General features: G+C 45.0%; 16 protein-coding genes. 6 read left to right on the forward strand and 10 right to left on the reverse strand.

The features are described 5' to 3' along the window. Window positions 1-13: 13 nt before the first annotated feature. Window positions 14-529: a D-glycero-alpha-D-manno-heptose-1,7-bisphosphate 7-phosphatase gene (locus ACSX1A_RS12055; RefSeq protein ID WP_439879898.1), complete on the reverse strand. Its 516-nt coding sequence runs from the start codon at window positions 527-529 to the stop codon at window positions 14-16. Between the two features lie 151 nt (window positions 530-680). On the opposite strand from ACSX1A_RS12055, the gene hemG reads away from it, so the two are divergent. The 5 genes from hemG (at window position 681) to ACSX1A_RS12080 (ending at window position 5747) form a co-directional block, all read left to right on the forward strand. Beyond that, window positions 681-2027: a protoporphyrinogen oxidase gene (hemG, locus tag ACSX1A_RS12060; RefSeq protein WP_439879899.1), complete on the forward strand. Its 1347-nt coding sequence runs from the start codon at window positions 681-683 to the stop codon at window positions 2025-2027. Between the two features lie 17 nt (window positions 2028-2044). Continuing rightward, window positions 2045-2785, forward strand: a complete 741-nt coding sequence (locus ACSX1A_RS12065; RefSeq protein WP_439879900.1) for a polyprenol monophosphomannose synthase — start codon at window positions 2045-2047, stop codon at window positions 2783-2785. A gap of 160 nt (window positions 2786-2945) precedes the next feature. Further along, window positions 2946-3890, forward strand: a complete 945-nt coding sequence (locus ACSX1A_RS12070; RefSeq protein WP_439879901.1) for a TerC family protein — start codon at window positions 2946-2948, stop codon at window positions 3888-3890. Between the two features lie 286 nt (window positions 3891-4176). Next, window positions 4177-5286, forward strand: a complete 1110-nt coding sequence (locus ACSX1A_RS12075; RefSeq protein ID WP_439879902.1) for a chorismate mutase — start codon at window positions 4177-4179, stop codon at window positions 5284-5286. Between the two features lie 131 nt (window positions 5287-5417). Further along, a complete protein-coding gene (locus ACSX1A_RS12080; RefSeq protein WP_439879903.1) occupies window positions 5418-5747 on the forward strand; it encodes a DUF3817 domain-containing protein in 330 nt (109 codons plus the stop codon). Here ACSX1A_RS12080 and ACSX1A_RS12085 read toward each other — a convergent pair. After that, entirely contained in the window at window positions 5744-6787 is a 1044-nt protein-coding gene (locus ACSX1A_RS12085) for a bile acid:sodium symporter family protein (protein ID WP_439879904.1), read from the reverse strand. The two genes, ACSX1A_RS12080 and ACSX1A_RS12085, sit on opposite strands and share 4 nt — an antisense overlap. Before the next feature lie 96 nt (window positions 6788-6883). Further along, window positions 6884-8854 carry a transglycosylase domain-containing protein gene (locus tag ACSX1A_RS12090; RefSeq protein WP_439879905.1) on the reverse strand — a complete coding sequence of 657 codons (1971 nt, stop codon included), beginning with the start codon at window positions 8852-8854 and terminating at the stop codon, window positions 6884-6886. 372 nt (window positions 8855-9226) lie between these two features. Between ACSX1A_RS12090 and purB the strand changes: the two genes are divergently transcribed. Then, window positions 9227-10579, forward strand: coding sequence for an adenylosuccinate lyase (purB, locus tag ACSX1A_RS12095; RefSeq protein ID WP_439879906.1), 1353 nt, complete (start codon window positions 9227-9229; stop codon window positions 10577-10579). A gap of 165 nt (window positions 10580-10744) precedes the next feature. Here the strand turns inward: purB and ACSX1A_RS12100 are convergent, their stop codons facing one another. The 7 genes from ACSX1A_RS12100 to ACSX1A_RS12130 form a co-directional block, all read right to left on the reverse strand. Then, a complete protein-coding gene (locus ACSX1A_RS12100) occupies window positions 10745-11527 on the reverse strand; it encodes an NmrA family NAD(P)-binding protein (protein WP_439879907.1) in 783 nt (260 codons plus the stop codon). 130 nt (window positions 11528-11657) lie between these two features. Beyond that, entirely contained in the window at window positions 11658-12176 is a 519-nt protein-coding gene (locus tag ACSX1A_RS12105; protein ID WP_439879908.1) for a GNAT family N-acetyltransferase, read from the reverse strand. Window positions 12177-12268: 92 nt separating this feature from the next. After that, window positions 12269-13411: a glycosyltransferase gene (locus tag ACSX1A_RS12110; RefSeq protein ID WP_439879909.1), complete on the reverse strand. Its 1143-nt coding sequence runs from the start codon at window positions 13409-13411 to the stop codon at window positions 12269-12271. Further along, a complete protein-coding gene (locus tag ACSX1A_RS12115) occupies window positions 13411-14385 on the reverse strand; it encodes a glycosyltransferase family 2 protein (RefSeq protein ID WP_439879910.1) in 975 nt (324 codons plus the stop codon). The genes ACSX1A_RS12110 and ACSX1A_RS12115 overlap by 1 nt, the downstream gene beginning before the upstream one ends. A 2-nt stretch (window positions 14386-14387) precedes the next feature. Then, window positions 14388-14906: a DUF4199 domain-containing protein gene (locus ACSX1A_RS12120; protein WP_439879911.1), complete on the reverse strand. Its 519-nt coding sequence runs from the start codon at window positions 14904-14906 to the stop codon at window positions 14388-14390. A gap of 24 nt (window positions 14907-14930) precedes the next feature. Then, a complete protein-coding gene (locus ACSX1A_RS12125; RefSeq protein WP_439879912.1) occupies window positions 14931-15440 on the reverse strand; it encodes a DUF4199 domain-containing protein in 510 nt (169 codons plus the stop codon). 65 nt (window positions 15441-15505) lie between these two features. Beyond that, a complete protein-coding gene (locus ACSX1A_RS12130; RefSeq protein WP_439879913.1) occupies window positions 15506-16768 on the reverse strand; it encodes a dihydroorotase in 1263 nt (420 codons plus the stop codon). Window position 16769 lies beyond the last annotated feature (1 nt).

Consider the following 16769-nt stretch of genomic DNA (forward strand, 5'->3'; position numbering starts at 1 on the left):
ATGAAACCGGAACTCAGGAGTTAAGTATTAATTGCGCCGCCTCCCACAAATCCTTTGCCTGATACACATGGGCATTAGGGCCATACTTATCTCCTACTAACACAGAACGCACACCTACTTTAGCCGCCGCCTGAATGTCACGTTCCGAGTCCCCTATCATCCAGCTTTCAGAAGGGTCAATATGAAATTTCGCTATCGCTCGCTCCAGCATCAGGCTATCCGGCTTGCGAGACAGGGACTCCGAAGAAACAGGATGACCGGGAGCAAAATAAATTGCATCAATTATATTGTTGCAGCTAGTTTGCAACTTGTTGTGGCAAGCCAAAACATCCTCTTTATAGTACAATTTTTTAGCTATGCCGGCCTGGTTCGTAACCACGATCAGTAAATAACCGTTCTTCTTCAGCAGTTTTAGCGCTTCGGGCACGCCGGGCAACACATCAAACTCGTCCGGTTTATACGTATACTCACCGCGTTCGCGGTTTAGTACGCCATCACGATCCAGGAAGATGCATTTGTGTTGCTGCATAACAAGCATTTGTAGTTAGGGCGCTAAATTAACTAAAACTTCGTTTGAAGTACATTACCTTTTAGGGTAAGAGTGTAACAGATGTGCAAAAAAACTGTTTATATAAATAGACCCAAGCCACAGGTTATTTAGATTTCGAGGAGGTAAATATATGAGAGTAGCAATTATAGGTGCGGGGATTTCAGGGTTGGCATTAGCATATTACCTCCAGAAACTTGGTATCGCCTATGATCTGTTTGAATCCAGTTCCCAAGTAGGGGGTGCCCTGCGTACCCTTAAAATCGGAGGTTATTTACTGGAGTTAGGGCCAAACTCGCTCCAGTATTCATCCGAGATGCAGGAACTGATACGGGAACTAAAGCTGGAGAAAGAGGTAATGGCAGCTTCCCCTGCTGTTGAACATCGTTACGTTCTCCGGGATGGCGACTACCACAGGTTACCCACTTCCCCGTTCTCGTTGCTTTCCAATAATTTTTTCTCCTGGAAAACAAAATACCGCATTCTGAAGGAAAAGAATGTGCCTCCTGCCGATATCGACTACGAAACCGTCACACAGTTTTTTGAGCGGCGATTTGGGAAAGGTGTTCTGGAGTATGCTGTAAACCCTTTTATAAATGGCATTTACGCCGGAGACCCTGACAGGCTTTTGATTAACAAGACTATGCCGAAACTGAAGGCATTGGAGACAGCATACGGTTCTGTACTAAAAGGCCTTGTGCACCAAAAAGATACCGACAGTGCGCACGATGTGTTTACGTTTGTGGACGGCGTTAACTCCTTACCAACTGCCATAGCCGGCAAACTGGTATCGCTGCATACAGAACACAGGGTAGAGATGATCACTCGCAACCAGGGCAAGTACGTTATATCCTGCTCCTCCTCCGGCGACTACGACACAGAAGAATACAGCATGCTTGTACTGGCTCTGCCGGCTTACCAGGCTGCAGATCTCATGCACTTCACTTTTCCGGGAATGGCGGCAGCCCTCCAAAACATCAACTACCCTCCCCTGGCTATGGTTTACTCTGTATACAACAGGCGCGATGTAGGCCACGAACTAAAAGGCTTTGGTGCACTGCACCCTAAAGTAGAAGACACATTTGCTGCCGGCTCCTTCTGGACAAGTTCGGTGTTTGACGGAAGATGCCGGCCTCACGAAGTATTGATTACTACGTTTGTTGGTGGCACCCAGTACGCAACTAATGCCTTAACCGAACGCTCCCAGCTTATGAGCAATGTGCATGGCGAGCTCAGTAAACTGTATAACATCAGTGCAGAAAAGCCTGTATTCCAGTACACCCACCTTTGGGAGCACTCTATTCCGCAGTACGACCTGTATATTGAGGATGCACATGATATGGCGAAAGAACTGGAGCAGGATGGCATGTTTATAGCCGCAAACTGGCAGGCAGGTGTGTCAGTATCAAGCTGCATCAAGTACGCAAAAGAGCTCGCTCAGAAAATTAATTTAAAAAGGCCTTCTGTCCTGAATAGCTGATTAACTATATTTGGGGCATGAAAGACGCACTTGTCATCATCCCAACCTACAATGAAAGGGAAAATATAGAGGCAATGGTTAGGAAGGTGATGTCACTGAGCCATCCTTTCGATCTCCTGATCATCGATGACGGATCACCGGACGGCACCTCTGACATTGTGCGCAGCCTGCAACAAGAGTACCCAAACCGCCTGCACCTGGAAACACGTTCAGGCAAACTTGGCCTCGGTACCGCATATATTCATGGCTTTAAGTATGCCCTCCGCCACAAGTATGAATACATATTTGAGATGGATGCTGATTTCTCCCATAACCCCGACGACCTCATTCGCCTCTATAATGCTTGCGCCCTCGAAGGCTACGACATGTCCATCGGCAGCAGGTATATACAAGGGGTTAACGTGGTTAATTGGCCAATGAACCGTGTGCTTATGTCATACTTTGCAAGCCACTATGTACGCCTTATAACAGGTATGCCCATACAGGATACCACCGCAGGGTTTAAATGCTACAAAAGGAAGGTACTGGAAACGATACAACTGAATAACATTCGTTTTGTGGGCTACGCCTTTCAGATCGAAATGAAATTCCTGACTTATAAGTATGGCTTCAAAATAAAAGAAGTACCTATTATTTTCACTGACCGCACAAAGGGAGTTTCTAAAATGTCGTCCGGTATTTTTAAAGAGGCTGTACTGGGCGTGCTTAAAATGAAGGTAAACAGCTTCTTCCGCCACTTCGACAGGTACGAGGTTTAGGTACCAGTGAGGTTCTAACTGTTTACAGGAAGCACTTCTCCTTCCCGCAATTTCTGAAAGCTTTAATTTTCAGAAACAAATTTATACTTTAGCACAGCGCGCAGCCGTAAGTATGTTTACTATACTTTAATAAGCTGAACTCTCCGGGTAATTCACTCTTATGCACGACATTCTCTTCTGGGTTATATTTAACGCTTTTATCCTGCTTTTACTGGGCCTGGATCTGTTCGTGTTCCATAAGAAAGAACATGAGGTCAAGATTAAGGAGGCCCTGCTCTGGAGCCTGTTCTGGATTGTGCTTTCACTGTGCTTCAACGTATTTATCTATTTCTGGCATGGACCGGCCCCGGCACTGGAGTTCCTGACAGGCTATCTGATCGAAAAATCGCTGAGTGTAGATAACCTTTTCGTGTTCATCATGATCTTCAGCTACTTCCAGGTACCCCTTAAATACCAGCACAAAATTCTGTTCTGGGGTATATTGGGCGCCCTTGTCCTGCGTGGTATATTTATTCTGGTAGGTGTGGCCCTGTTAGCTAAGTTCCATTTTATTATCTACATACTAGGGCTCTTCCTGATTTTTACCGGCATTAAAATGGCGTTCACGAATGCCGATGAAGAGATACAACCAGGCAATAACCCACTGGTAAGCTGGGTAAGTAAACATATCAGGGTAACAAAACAGTCTGTGGGAGGCAAGTTTTTCACGAAGGTAAACGAGAAGTGGTTTGCCACACCACTGTTTCTTGTGCTGGTGATGGTAGAAAGTACCGACGTGGTTTTTGCAGCAGACTCCATTCCGGCTATTCTCGCCATTTCAAAAGACCCTTTCATTGTGTATACGTCCAACGTATTTGCATTGCTTGGGCTCAGAGCACTTTACTTTGCATTGGCAGGCATTATGCAGCTGTTCCATTACCTGCACTATGGGTTGGCGGTGATACTGGTCTTTATTGGCGTTAAGTTAATGTTGAGTGATCTCTATGAACTCGACATGAAATACGCCCTGCTGGTTGTGGGCGCAATTCTGGCTATTTCAATTATTTTGTCGCTGATCTTCCCCAAAAAAGAAGATGAAATACCTGAGCCTCCGGTAAATAAATAGAAAGTTTTGAAAAAAATATTTTCCCTGAAATTTGCTTTTATCATAAAAAATAATTTTTATTACAGTTCAAAACAAGAAAACATGTACTTATCATACGCCATTCTATTTACCAATTCTGTGAAGGTTCCTCCTGCGGGGCTCCGGTGGTAGATATTTTGTGTATATAGAAAGTACCAAAACATACTAAAGGGGCCCCGCAGCAAGCGGGGCCCCTTTTTGTTTATACATGTTTATTCAAATCAAATAATGTAAATGCAACAAGAAGAAATTGATTAAGTAATTAGCCATGAGAGCAAGTAAAACAACCATCGATCTAAAGCCACAGAGCAGTTTCCGTCAGGCAGACGGCAAGCTTGTAATGATCGCTGGACCATGCAGTGCCGAAAGTGAAGAACAGATGCTTAAGACAGCCCAGCTACTGAAAAAAGTAAATGGCATTTCAGTGTTTAAAGCGGGTATCTGGAAATCGCGTACACGCCCAAATAGTTTTGAGGGTGTCGGCACAGCGGGCTTGCAATGGCTTAATCGTGTAAAGCAGGAAACAGGCTTGCAAACAGCCTGCGACGTGGTAAACGCGCAGCAGGCAGTAGAGGCGCTGAAGTATGGGGTTGATATACTTTGCATCAGTGGCCGCGCAACAGTAAACCCTTTTACAATGGAAGAACTGGCCGCAGTATTAAAAGGCACTTCTACACCAGTACTGGTTTACAACCCGGTATATCCTGACTTACGCCTTTGGATGGGAGCCCTGGAACGGTTACACCAGGCAGGCATCACGGATCTGGGCGCTATACACCGCGGGTTTGCTACCGATGAACAGCACCCATACCGTAACCAGCCCAAGTGGGACCACATGCTGGAACTGAAACAGCAGTTACCAGATCTGCCTGTGCTTTGTGATGCCAGCCACATTGCCGGTAAAAGGAGCCTGCTTTACCCGGTTAGCCAGCGCGCTGTTGAGCTCGGCGTAGATGGCTTTCTGTTCGAATCGCATGTGAATCCGGCTGAAGCACTTAGCAGCCAGCAGCAGCAGCTAATGCCGCAGGAGCTTGGCTTACTGGTGCATGCAGTCGTTACCAAAGTTCAGCTGACAGAAACAACAGATCTGGTAGATAAGATGGAGGAACTGAGCAAGGAGATAGACCACCTGGATGATGAATTGCTTGAATTGCTCCTCCGACGCTCTGCCGTATCCAAAAAACTGGGTACGCAGAAAGGGTTGAGCAACACCCCTGCCGTACAGGCTGACCGGTGGCAGAAACAACTGGAAGGGTGGCTACAGCAGGAACACATATCCGGCCTTGACGAAAACCTGGTAAAAACGGTTGTCAGGGCATTGCAGCAACATTCCTCAGAAGCGCATAACGATCCGCTGAACACATCTGCTGTTGCCTGATTAAAAAGTCCCTGGCTCTAAGTTAAAAGCCAGGGACATTTTTTTTATGGACACATACTGTCGTTGGGGCACAAAACGTACCTTTGCTGTGTTAAGCTCTGAATACCTAACATACCTATTTAAAATTTTATATGAAAACCCCACTTTCCCGCTTCCGCACCATAGGCTACTACGAAGGAATATCATACCTGTTCCTGCTGGGTGTTGCCATGCCTGTAAAGTATATTTTAGGCGTACCGGAGCTTGTAAAATACACTGGCTGGGCACATGGCGTGTTATTTATACTTTATATAGCCAGCTTATTACAGGTCGCTCTTGTTTACCGTTGGTCCGTGCTTAAGGTAGCTGCTGGTGTAGTGGCCTCTTTATTGCCTTTCGGACCATTTGTACTGGATAAAAAACTATTGCGCCAACAGGAAGAGAAAATCGCAGCTAAGCAAAAAGTAAAACAGGCTGCCTAAGCGTTTGCTTTACGTGCCAACCGCTGTGCAATAACACTGGCTGCCAATAGCTGCAGTGCATGGTACATCATGATCGGGAGCAGCATAATGCCTACCATATTGGCATCCGGGAAAAGCACTTTAGACATGACAGTGCCATGTATCAGTGATTTTTTTGAGCCACAAAAAACAGCGGTGATCCGGTCTTCCTGCTTAAAACCCAACCGGCTGCTCAGGAAGTAGATTATACCGTATACCAGGAAGAACAAGGCTATCATAGCGGCTCCAAGCAATAACAGGTCAGCCACGCTGTACCCACTGAACATGTTACGGGCAAACGATTCGCAGAAGGACGTGTAGACAATTAGCAGGATGATGATCTGGTCAAAAATGCGTAGCCTGCTTTTGTTTCGCTCTGCAAATCCGCCCCAGTACCTGTGTAAAAATATACCCAGCAAAACGGGCAACAGTACTTGCAGCACCAGCTTCCCCATAATGCTCCCTAAGTCAAACCCTTCGGTGCTGGCCGTCAGGAAAAGGCCCATCCAGAGAGGTGTCACAAGTATACCGATCAGGCTGGAGATGCTGGCGTTAAAGATTGCCCCCGGAATATTTCCACCTGCAATAGATACCATTACCACCGACGAAGAAACCGTAGAAGGAAGCGCTGCCAGGTAAAAAGTACCCAGCCACAACAGCTCTTTATTGCCGCCTTCAAAAAATGTATGCAAAGGCAGTATCAGCAGCGGGAAAAGTATAAAGGTACTTAACTGCACCACCAGATGCAGCCGCCAGCTGCTCAGGCCTGCCTTCATTTTTTCTGGGCTCAGGCGCAAGCCATAAAAAAAGAAGATCATTGAAACGCCATAGGTAGCCACATCCCCCAAAGAAATGGGTTCACGGTCTATACCTGCCTGTGGCCATAAGGAGGCCAGTATGATCATACTGATCAGGGCTATCAGAAACCAATCCAGCCCAATGCGCGCTGCCAGCGCACCTATTCTGGGTACAAGGCCAACGGCTTGCCCGACTTCCTGATCTGCGTTGTGCTTTGGGTTCATCTGGTAAGTATAACCATTTATTGTCTTCTAATGCAAAACGACAACGGCTCCGCAGGTAATGCCTGCGGAGCCGTTGTCTCGAATTTCTACGCCTCCTTAATAATCCAGGAGGTCAATAGTCTTTAATTCAAATTCAGTTGTATCTACTTCTGTTGTATCCGGGTTGGTCACGATCAGGTCACGTGCACGGCCATATAACCTCACATCAGGATACAGGTTATCATACTCGGCCTGCGAGATAAGACCACGGCGGCGCATATGCCCACCTATCAGCCTGTAATACCCACTCTTCCAGCTTCTCAGGTGGCCTGCACTGTCAAAAGATGATCTGTAGCGTTTCGGACTAGGTATGATACTTGTCAGGAAGATGGCCTCTGCCAGATTTAGTTCTGATGGCTGCTTACCGAAATAAAAACGCGAAGCATCTTTTGCGCCATACACGTTTGGTCCCCATTCAATTATATTAAGGTACACTTCAAACATGCGGTTTTTAGACACCAAGTTCTGGTTTTCGAGTAGCCATACAATGATAGCTTCCTCTACTTTACGTGCCACCGTTTTCTTGCGCGACAGGAACACATTCTTTACCAGCTGCATAGAAATAGTACTTCCCCCTCGAGCAAATTCGCCTTTCTTAATGTTCTGGATAATAGCCTGTCTGAAAGCCTCCTCATGAAAACCTTTATGGCTATAAAAACCAGCATCTTCGGCTGTAAGTATGGCATTGCGCAGGTACGGAGAAATCTGGCTGATAGGGCTATAAAATGGATTGGAAGGCCCAACCGTAAACGTTCGTACGGGCTTTCCATACTCATACACCGTATGTGTGAAAGAGCCATTTATTTTCTGCAGGTTGGTATTGCCCCACTTAGTGATCTTGAAATCTTTGGAAGCATCCAGGTCAGAGTCAAACACCACCTGCTCTACGCTATCCATGTTGAGGTGAAACTTCAGGTCGTACTGCAATTCACCCTGCGCCTGTATTCCCTCCAGGTTCTCGAAAAGGCCAGCAGGTAAAGAGCTGAAGAAATCATTGGCCGGCATGGCTTTCGAGTTGACTTTCAGGTCGTAAATTTTTGCGTCTTTGTTCTGATAGGCAGCATAAATATTAGCGCTGGCATTATTAACGCGTACCTCCGTAAGGCTATCGATCACGAACAGGTTTGGCCCCAGGGTAACTACATAATCTATGGCACTTTCATTTACAAAGATATCTTCGTCAGCCAGCTTTGGGTGGTTCAAGGTCAGGTGATTTACCATCGCCCGCCCCTCAACGGTTAGCTTATCTTTCTTGTAATTTTTATCTGTAAGGCTTATGTGAAGTGTATCAAAAGCTACTTGCGCATCGAATTTATCCTTTATATAAGGCAGACGTATGCCTTTGTTATCATAGGCATATATACTTGTAGAAATACGGTAATCATCGGGATCAATGGTACCACGCACCCGCATGTTATTTTCAATGGAATCTGCCAGGATAGAGACCTGTGTTTCGATGTACCCGTCATCCATCCGCAGGTAAGGCATTTTTACCTCTATGGTGCGGTGCGTGGAAACATAAGAGGCATTCAGGTTCTTAAAGTCAACTTTATCTGGCACATTGTCGAATGCTGTCTCAATTACACGATTCAGCAGTTTTCCGTAATTACGCCCCTGCGTGGTATCTACCGGCTCCTGAGGCTCGTCTTTTTCAAAGAGAAATGAAAAGTTGGTTACATCACCGTTTTTACGGGCCGTAAGATAACCATCCGTAACCATGAGCTGCTTAAAAACAATGCGGCCTTTAAAGATAGAGCGAAAACTGATCGTGGCATAAACACTGTCAGTGGTAAAAAGAGTGTCCAGCTTATCCGGCACAAAAGAAATATCAGTGAGTACAACGGAATTCCAGTTAACAAACTCCGCGTTACCTATATTTAGATCGGCAGGATATTTATTCTCCACTTTCGTGATCACGCGATCAATGGTGTACTGCAATACCCTGCTCCTAAAAATAAAGAGCAGAACAACTATTATCAGAAGAAAGGCTAGCACACCGCTAGCCCAAACGAGAATTCTATTTTTCAAACGCTTGTCCAAAATGTCAGGTGCGAATTAACTAATAAGATTTGTATCTAAAAAAATGAAGCCAATTTATAATGTGCAAATATAAGGGCACTTTGTGACACCGTCGGCTATATATGCTTTATACAATACTACCATACTTACGGCAGATACGTTTTTAAGATATTCAATTCTGAACGAAGTAGGCAATCAATAGGCCCTCCTAATGCGTTCTACTTTAAATTTACGCCCCAAAAACAACTATGGTTCAACAAGTTACTTGTATTAATAAGCAAAATTATTGCCAACAAGTGTTAGCTTGATTAATTCTGACTGCTGCCTTTATTGGCTTAAGACGCAATACTGCTTATCTTTGAACAAAGAACCACCTCTATCATGAACTTAACAACACTTACTGCTATTTCGCCGGTTGATGGCCGTTACCGCCGCAGTACCATTGAGCTTGCCGGCTATTTTTCTGAGTTTGGCCTGATACGTTACCGTGTACTTGTAGAAATAGAGTATTTCATCGCTTTATGTGAACTTCCTGTACCGCAGTTAAAGCAGATCGATGCCTCTCATTTCCCAAAGCTACGCGCTATTTATGAGAATTTTTCAGAAGCAGATGCTCTTGAGATAAAAGAAACAGAAAAGATCACCAATCATGATGTAAAGGCAGTTGAATACTTTATTAAAAATAAGTTTGATGCGCTGGGGCTGGATGCATATAAAGAATTCATTCATTTCGGCCTTACCTCCCAGGACGTAAATAACACGGCTATTCCGCTTTCTATGCGTGAAGCCAATGAGCGTGTCATTCAACCTGCTTACCAGTTGCTGCACCAAACGCTTTCGGAGCTGGCACAGCAATGGAAAGATATCCCGATGCTGGCACACACGCATGGGCAGCCTGCATCCCCTACCCGCCTGGGCAAGGAACTAATGGTGTTTGCGGAGCGCCTTGAAAAGCAACTGGATTTGCTGCGACAAGTGCCTTTCTCAGCAAAGTTCGGTGGCGCAACAGGTAATTTCAATGCACATCATATTGCTTACCCAGCTATAAACTGGCCTGAATTCGGTAACCGTTTTGTGCAACAGGCACTGGGCCTTACCAGAAGTCAATACACAACCCAGATCGAGCATTATGATAACCTGGCTGCTTATTTTGATGGGTTGAAGCGGCTAAACACGATCCTGATAGATTTCTCGAGGGATATTTGGCAGTACGTTTCCATGGGCTACTTTAAGCAAAAGATAAAAGCCGGTGAGGTAGGTTCATCAGCTATGCCGCACAAAGTAAACCCAATTGACTTTGAGAATGCTGAAGGTAACTTAGGTATTGCAAATGCCATTTTAGAACATCTTTCAGCAAAGCTTCCTATTTCAAGACTGCAGCGCGACCTGACGGATTCAACAGTTCTCAGAAATGTTGGAGTACCGCTGGCACATATTCTTATCTCGCTCAAGTCACTGGAGCGCGGTATTGGCAAACTCGAGTTAAACCAGGCGGCACTAAACAAGCACCTCGACGACAACTGGGCAGTTGTGGCAGAAGGCATTCAAACTGTTTTGCGACGGGAAGGTTATCCGCAGCCGTATGAGGCCCTGAAGGAGCTAACGCGTAAAAATGAGAAGATGACAGAAGAGCGTATACACGCGTTTATTGATTCGCTGCAAGTAAGCGACCAAATAAAAACTGAGCTAAAGAACATTACGCCTTTCAACTATACCGGTGTTGATCTGTTGTAGTAATACAATTGCTAAATAAAAGATCCCCGGTTGATTGACAGCCGGGGATTTTTTATTTTCTGTCTTTCCTGGAAGAACGTTAAGGAGAATTATCAGGCTTGGACTTTAAAAATTGCCGTTAATACAAGCAGAAGATGAAACAAGCATCTTGCTTCTAATTCAAAACTATGGGTTCAACTGGAGGTCCCTTTCCAGGAAGTATTCCAAAGAAAACCTGTTGTCCGTGAGTTTGGATGTATTTTGTATCGTGCGAGGCTCAACCTCAAAGTCCCCCTCATTAAAAGGCTTGTAGAAACCAATATTCTGATCCGTGTAAGGTTGCTGCTTATACACTTCCCCGGCAGCTGCGGCAAGTTCGGCCATGCTGTAGTCGCGGGTGCCTAACAGAACATCAACCGATTTACCCTCAAAGTTCTGCTGGTAAAGATATTGTGCTGCCACATGAGCAACTTCGTAGGACGAAATATAAGGCAGTTTCAGCTCAGGACGGTACGGGGTGTGCAATCCCCAGTTAAGGTTTTCAAAAAAGTTGGCACTCCGTAAATGCTTCAGGTTTATACCTGCGATCTTATTCAACTCCTGCTCAAACGCAACCAAACGTGTAGCAGATCCGCCTTTTTTAATGATGCTGTTGCTGATGTTAACAACATGTGTAATGTTACTTTCGCTAATCAACTCCTCGAGCCGGCGTGCTGCTGCAGCAGGATCAGCAAAACACTCATCTGGTACAGTTAAAAAGAGGCTCCTTGCACTCCAGAAAGCTTCTCTTAAGAACGCATCATCCATAAAGTCCCCGGCCCAGATTTCAGCCTTCCCCTCAAACTTCTGTAATCGTGCGCGACTACGCCCCACGACACCAACATTTGCACCAGCTGCCAGTAATTCATCAGCTATTTTACCTCCAATATTACCACCGGCACCAAACACGAGTATAAGATCTTCTTTCATAATTTTATTTTGCAGTGAATAGAATATGCTGACAAAGTAAATTAAAGAAATGTACACATAATACTGTGGTAGACACATAGCTAAACAATCCCGACACACAACAATTTAAATAGCATGAAGTCTAATCCGGCTACCAAGGCAAACCATTCAGATTTATTTCGGAAGGCATTATATGGGCACTATGGTTTGGCGTTAATATCATCACATTAGAATCGTAGAGCTGCTTACCCGAAGGCTGATCATAATACAGGCTTGCTTGCACCAGGTACCAGCCTAGTCGGCTATAGAAAGGTAACAGCGCATCAGCGCAAAGCAAAAGCCCATACGAGCACTCTAGTTCTTTAAACAGCAATTTTTCTGTAGTTCTTAGCACCTCTGTTGCAAAGCCCTTGCCTCTGTAAGCTTTTGGGGTGATCACATTATTGATTCCAGCTACTTTGTACAGCTGTCCATCTATGGTTACATCACGCACAACAATGTTATAAAAAGCAGCTATACTGTTTCCTTCATACTTAATAACACTCCAGTCTGGTTGTGCCCAGGTATGGGCCTGTACAAAAGCTACATGCCCAAATTCGTTATCGATATGGTGTTGAAGCTCTGCTCGTGTTTCAGGGCTCAGGTTGACGTAACTTATACTTTTGATCACAGCTTTATTTGTAGCAGGTTTAATGAAGCCTGCAAAGGTAACAGAACATTATAGCAGTGAGGCGAAGGTGTATAAGAAAACTTAAATGCTATTTATACTTTATCTGTAAGCTCCCAGATAGACTGCACGAATCGCTGCCAGCTAAACCGCTTCTTATATTTGATTATATTTTGAGAAAAGGTAGGTGCTTCTTTTGAAGCATAAAATTGATGTATGGCATTGGCGATTGCCTGTGGCCGTGGTTCTACTACATACCCTACCTCACCATGCGGAACAAGTTCTGCCAACCCTCCGACGTTTGTAACCACCATTGGTTTATCGAAATGATAAGCTACCTGCGTTACGCCACTTTGCGTAGCGTGTTTATAAGGCTGCACTACCAGATCGGCTGCACAAAAATAATGACGTACTTCTGCATTGGGGATAAAGTCAGTTCTAAGTATAAGCCTGTCCTGCAGATTCAATTCGTTAATAAGTTGCTGGTAAGGGGCGGCATCTTCATAAAACTCTCCGGCAATGATAAGTTTGATCTCCGGATAATTCAGCAGACTTGGTTCAGCCATTGCTTTTAAAAGCAGGTCCAGCCCTTTGTAAGCCCTGATAAAGCCAAAGAAAAGTAAGTAATTATACCTGGGGTCAAGGTTAAGCGCTGCACAAGCGGCTCCTTTGCTTTCGGAGGCTCCGAAATTATCATAAAGTGGGTGTGGCAGGTATAAACCAGGCTTCCCTGGCTCAAACTTTTTCAGGTCCTGCTGCACTGCCCGTGACATAGTTACGAAGCCGTGGCAGGCACTCAGGAAATATTTTGTAAGCCATAGGTCGCCGGGACGCTTCTCATGGGGCACCACATTATCAGTTATCGCCAATACACGGCTATACCTGTTCCTGCGTACAATACGGGCAATTGTGCCTAAAGCAGGCCCCATAAACGGTAACCAGAAACGGAAAATAACTACATCGGGCCTTTGCTTCCGGATATAGGATCCCGTTTTCCACCAACTTACCGGATTAACAGAATTGATCAAAACTTTGATCGGCAGCCCGACAGGGGCTGGTTCATCTGAGTACTGGCTCTTGCCCGGAAAAAGAAAGGAAGGATATTGTAAGCTGAACGTCACGATCTCTACCTCATCGCCTTCCTGCTGAAAGGCATAGGCTAAACGTTCGTTAAAGGTAGCCATACCTCCGCCACGCAATGGGTGCGCCGGACCAACTATAACTACCTTTTTTGCCATTACCGCTTTAAGGCTCCTACTTTGCCGCGTATCAGGTACTCATTTTGCTTATTTGATGCCAAGGAGATCATTTCGGCCAGGAAACCTGCCAAAAACAACTGCACACCAAGTATAACTGCGACGAGCGCCAGGAAAAACAAAGGCTGATCTACTATATCACGCACTCGCCCATTGGCATAAATATCGAATATCTTCTGTGCTATTAGCCAAACAGTAATACCTAAGCCCACTACAAACATCAGCGTGCCCAGAGTACCGAAGAAGTGCATTGGCCGCTTCTTGAACCGGCTCACAAATGTGATGGAGAGCAGATCGAGAAACCCGTACACAAAGCGCTCAAGCCCAAATTTAGTGGTGCCGTACTTTCGTTCCTGGTGCTGCACCACTTTCTCGCCGATGCGGGTAAAGCCATTCCATTTAGCTATTACCGGGATGTAGCGGTGCATTTCCCCATGTACTTCAATGCTCTTCACTACCAGTTGGCGATAGGCTTTCAGGCCGCAATTAAAGTCGTGCAGTTGTATGCCTGACAACTTACGTGTGGCAGCATTAAATAACTTTGTAGGGATAGTTTTACTAGGCGGGTCAAAGCGTCTTTTTTTCCATCCGCTCACCAGATCATACTTCTGGTTCTTGATCATGTCGTACAAAGCGGGGATCTCTTCAGGGCTATCCTGCAGATCGGCATCCATGGTGATGACTACCTCGCCGGCACAACGCTTAAAGCCTTCGTTTAGGGCAGCGGATTTGCCATAGTTGCGGTTAAAGCTAATGCCTTTTACAGCATTATCCTCTGCCCCTAGTTGATTGACAACATCCCAGGAGTGGTCTGTACTGCCATCGTCAACTAGTATAACTTCATAAGAAAACTCGTGCGCATGCATCACACGTTTGATCCAGCGCACGAGTTCAGGCAATGATTCCTCTTCGTTAAAAAGAGGAACCACTACCGAGATATCATAAGGGTATTGCATTTTTATTCAAACTCCGGTCTGCTATTTTTCATCACTGCTGAGATGATTAGCGAAAAGATAAATCCTACGATCAAAGTTATAACGGCAGCACCTAGTATCATAGTAAGAGGACCCTGAAAATTTTCAGCCATTTTCATGCCCGCGTCTATCTGCTCATCAGACATTCCTTGCTCCAGCATCTTTACGCGCTGCTTCTCCATTATATTGCTCATATAATTAGGGTCTACAAAGGTTGTGTAGAGCCAGGTAAATAAGCCTGATAGGAAACCAAATATCACAGAAACAAGTGACCCGATGCCCAAACCCTGGCCATAAGACATATAACCGTAATTAATTGCCTTGTATTGCTTCATGGCTAATATAATACCCACAATCAGTATTATATAAGCGGCACTGCTTAGCCAACGGTTATCTCCAAGGTCAGTTACCATCAGGATCAAGGAGTACACTACTCCGACCAAGGCAGTAAGTAAACCATACTTAAGAGAGACAGAGGTTACAGAAGGTTGAGTTTCAGTCATGGGATTAGTATTTAAGGTTAAGAGTTACTTGCGAAAAAAAACTGCTGCTACCAACGAAAATACCGCTCCCACAAAAATCCTCCTCACAAAATCATCAGCTGCCAACATACTAGGTGTTATAGAATCCAGTGCTTTATACCCTTCGTCATACATTTTCTGACCAAGAAGTTTTATCTGTTCTTCACGGGTTTCCTGCAGCAGTGCCTTCATCTCATTCACATGTGTTTGCAGAACCTCAGGACCCACAACATAAATAAACAAGAAAACCAGCATAGCTGCACTTAGTGCTGTGTAAAAAGAAACTGCCAACCCCACACGCAGTCCCTTCAGAAAACCAATCTCGGTATCATTAAACTGTTTATAGTAACGAATAGCCAGAAACAGAAATACCGGAATCGGAATGTATGTTATCCGCCCCATCTCTCCGAAAGGATTTACTCCGGAAAAATAAAGCACAAGCACGAATACAAAGCAAACGAAGCCGCACATAACACCATACCGCACTCCCACTCTTATTATCGTCTGATCGAACATAGTAGCATTTCGTCTTACTGGAAACCCAGCTTCAACTAAATATAAGAATAAATATATTAAAAAGATTAATGGAGCACCACCTGGCCCTTATGAATTATGCCTGTAACTTTCCCTTTTAGTTCTTTGCCAAAGAATGGACTGTTCCTGGATTTTGATAAAGTAGTTTCTGCAGTAGGGGTCCAACGCACTTCAGGCTGAAATAAAGTTAGGTTAGCAGCTTGACCTTCAGCAATAAGCGGCTCTGGCAATCCGAGTACACGGCGTGGTCCGGATACAAACTTGTCTATAATCAACTCCAGTGGTAACGTATCAGACAAAGTAGTATACGCCACAGAAAATGCTGTTTCTAAATTGATAATACCAAAATCAGCCAGGTCAAACTCCAGCTTCTTAGACTCTGTATCGTGGGGCATGTGCGCAGATACAATAGCGTCTATCGTGCCATCCTGCAGTCCTTGTTTGATAGCAGACACATCTGCTGCATTCCGGAATGGCGGCGATACTTTATAGTTTGTATCAAAAGGCTGGATTGTCTGGTCTGTGAACGCAGGCTGAAAACTGGCCACGTCACATGTTACATGTAAGCCCTCGGCCTTTGCTTTTCGGATTGCCGCTATGGCAGCGGCTGTAGAAACCAATGAGAAATGTATTTTTCCCCCAGCGTAAGCTAACAATTGCAGATCGCGGGTGATTACTATTTCTTCTGCTAAAGCAGGTATGCCCTTCATCCCTAAGCGTGTGCTTGCCTCACCTTCGTGCATTTGCCCATTTTCAGTTAAGCGGGTATTCTCAGCCCTGTTCATCAACAGACCATCGAATAACTGCACATACTGTAGCGCCTTAAGTATAACATCCGCTCCCTGTAATGGCTTTGTACCGTCAGAAAAAGCAACAGCACCTGCCTGGTAAAGGTCAATCATTTCTGTCAGGTCTTTGCCGGCTGCATCTACCGTTACAGCTGCCACAGGGTGTAAAGTAACAGGTAGATGAAGCGAACGGTTGATAAGGTAATTTACAGCACCTTTCGTTTGTAACACCGGTTCTGTGTTAGGCAAGCAGAGTACTTCTGTAAAACCGCCCCTGGCTGCCGCTGCAGCAATGCTTTGAATGTCTTCTTTATACTCCAGACCAGGTTCCCCAACAAAGGCATTCAGGTCCATCCATCCTCCGGAAACAAACAGACCTTCTAAGTCTATTACTTTTTCAGCTTCCTGAATATCGGGACCAATATAAATGATGGTGCCATTTTCTATCAAAATATTCTGCTGTTGCAGATGGAATTCCGACTGTGGATTATAAACTGTTACTGCTTGGAGAAGTATTTTCATG

Source organism: Pontibacter sp. MBLB2868 (assembly GCF_051904785.1).
GTDB lineage: Bacteria > Bacteroidota > Bacteroidia > Cytophagales > Hymenobacteraceae > Pontibacter.